At 55.1% G+C, this 2,500-nt stretch carries 1 tRNA gene and 2 rRNA genes (1 of these 3 cut by a window edge); all 3 read right to left on the reverse strand.

The features are described 5' to 3' along the window. Nucleotides 1-77: transfer RNA gene (locus tag J7394_RS22640), tRNA-Met, on the reverse strand. Nucleotides 78-201: 124 nt separating this feature from the next. Continuing rightward, nucleotides 202-316, reverse strand: a 5S ribosomal RNA gene (gene rrf / locus J7394_RS22645). A gap of 189 nt (nt 317-505) precedes the next feature. Continuing rightward, a 23S ribosomal RNA gene (locus J7394_RS22650) occupies nt 506-2,500 on the reverse strand; it runs 871 nt beyond the window's last position.

Here is a 2,500-nt window from a genome sequence, read left to right on the forward strand (position 1 = left end):
TGGTTGCGGGAGTAGGATTTGAACCTACGACCTTCAGGTTATGAGCCTGACGAGCTACCGGGCTGCTCCATCCCGCGACACTTTGGTTTGGTCTACCGCCTATTCGGCTACTTGAGACCGATTGTTGGCCTATCGCTTACGCTGTTTGAGGCCGGGTCGTGTTTGTGTGATCGTTTAGAGAGAATGTTGGGCTTTTGCTAGGTTTGGCGGTGACCTACTCTCCCGGGGCTTAAGCCCAAGTACCATTGGCGCGGCAGTGCTTAACTTCCGGGTTCGGGATGGGACCGGGTGTTTCACTTGCGCTATGACCACCAAACCGAGGAAAAGCCCACGTCGCGTCTTTGCCTTAGGCAAAGCGCGACGCGCGGGAGGCAGCGCCTTTTGTTTACAAAAGGCGCGTTCCCGCACGGTTGTGTTTATCAATCAACATCGCGGCTAGGTGCTGCGACGCTGTCCTTGGTCAAGGTGTGTATGCTTTTGGTGATTTGTCTTTCCATTACTGGATCAAATCAAGCCTATCGGGCGATTAGTACCGGTCAACTGAACGCATTACTGCGCTTACATCTCCGGCCTATTGACGTGGTGGTCTTCCACGGCCCTCAGGGAGACCTTGTTTTGAGGGGGGCTTCCCGCTTAGATGCCTTCAGCGGTTATCCTGTCCGATCATAGCTACCCAGCACTGCCGTTGGCACGACAACTGGTCCACCAGTGGATCGTTCACCCCGGTCCTCTCGTACTAGGGGCAACTCCTCTCAAGTCTCCTACACCCACGGCAGATAGGGACCGAACTGTCTCACGACGTTCTAAACCCAGCTCACGTACCTCTTTAAACGGCGAACAGCCGTACCCTTGGGACCTGCTCCAGCCCCAGGATGAGATGAGCCGACATCGAGGTGCCAAACACTGCCGTCGATATGGACTCTTGGGCAGTATCAGCCTGTTATCCCCGGCGTACCTTTTATCCGTTGAGCGATGGCCCTTCCACTCGGGACCACCGGATCACTATGGCCGTCTTTCGACTCTGCTCGACTTGTCAGTCTCGCAGTCAGGCTGGCTTCTGCCATTGCACTCAACGAGCGATTTCCGACCGCTCTGAGCCAACCTTCGCGCGCCTCCGTTACGCTTTAGGAGGCGACCGCCCCAGTCAAACTACCCGCCACGCAGGGTCCCGGATCCGGATAACGGACCGCGGTTAGACATCAAGAGTGCGAAGGGTGGTATCTCAAGGGAGGCTCCACGGATACTTGCGTTTCCGCTTCAAAGCCTACCACCTATCCTGCACATCACAATCCTGATGCCAGTGCGAAGCTGTAGTAAAGGTGCACGGGGTCTTTCCGTCTAACCGCGGGAAGCCTGCATCTTGACAGGCAATTCAATTTCGCTGAGTCGATGTTGGAGACAGCGGGGAAGTCGTTACGCCATTCGTGCAGGTCGGAACTTACCCGACAAGGAATTTCGCTACCTTAGGACCGTTATAGTTACGGCCGCCGTTTACCTGGGCTTCAATTCAAGGCTCTCACCTCTCCTTTTAACCTTCAGGCACCGGGCAGGCGTCAGACCCTATACGTCGTCTTGCGACTTCGCAGAGCCCTGTGTTTTTAATAAACAGTCGCCACCCCCTGGTTTGTGCCCCCAGCCCCTAGTTGCCTAGGAACCGGGCCTCCTTCTCGCGAACTTACGGAGGTATTTTGCCGAGTTCCTTCAACATCGTTCTCTCAAGCGCCTTGGTATGCTCTACCAGTCCACCTGTGTCGGTTTAGGGTACGGTCTGATGGAGGGCTATTTCCAGGAACCACTCAGCAGCCCAATCAATCCGATAAGATTGAACTACATCCGTGATCCGTCACATCCTCCTGGCCTAGGAATATTAACCTAGTTCCCATCGCCTACGCCTTTCGGCCTCGGCTTAGGGGCCGGCTTACCCTGCTCAGATTAGCTTTAAGCAGGAACCCTTGGACTTTCGGCGAGAGTGTCTCTCACACTCTTTGTCGCTACTCATGTCATCATTCTCACTAGTGATCTCTCCACCGGATGGCTCACGCCCCGGCTTCATCGAAAGAACTCTATCCTGCGCTACCGCCTATTCGGCTACTTGAGCGCGGTTGCCCGCGCCGTATAACCGGCGGCAATACAGGATGAGTTCTATGTCACACTACGCTCTGCTACCGATGCTTACGCATCCCTAGACTTCGGCTCATGGCTTGAGCCCCGTTACATCTTCGCCGCAGGACAACTTATTTAGACCAGTGAGCTGTTACGCTATCTTTAAAGGATGGCTGCTTCTAAGCCAACCTCCTGGTTGTTTTGGTCGTCCCACCTGCTTTCCCACTTAGCCATGAATTGGGGGCCTTAGTCGTAGGTCAGGGTTGTTTCCCTCTCCACTACGGACGTTAGCATCCGCAGTGTGTCTGCCATCTAGTACTCCCGGGTATTCGGAGTTTGGTTAGGATCAGTAAGCCTGTGGGGCCCCATTACCCATCCAGTGCTCTACCCCCCGGGG

The organism is Ruegeria sp. R13_0 (assembly GCF_017743995.1).
Lineage (GTDB): Bacteria > Pseudomonadota > Alphaproteobacteria > Rhodobacterales > Rhodobacteraceae > Ruegeria.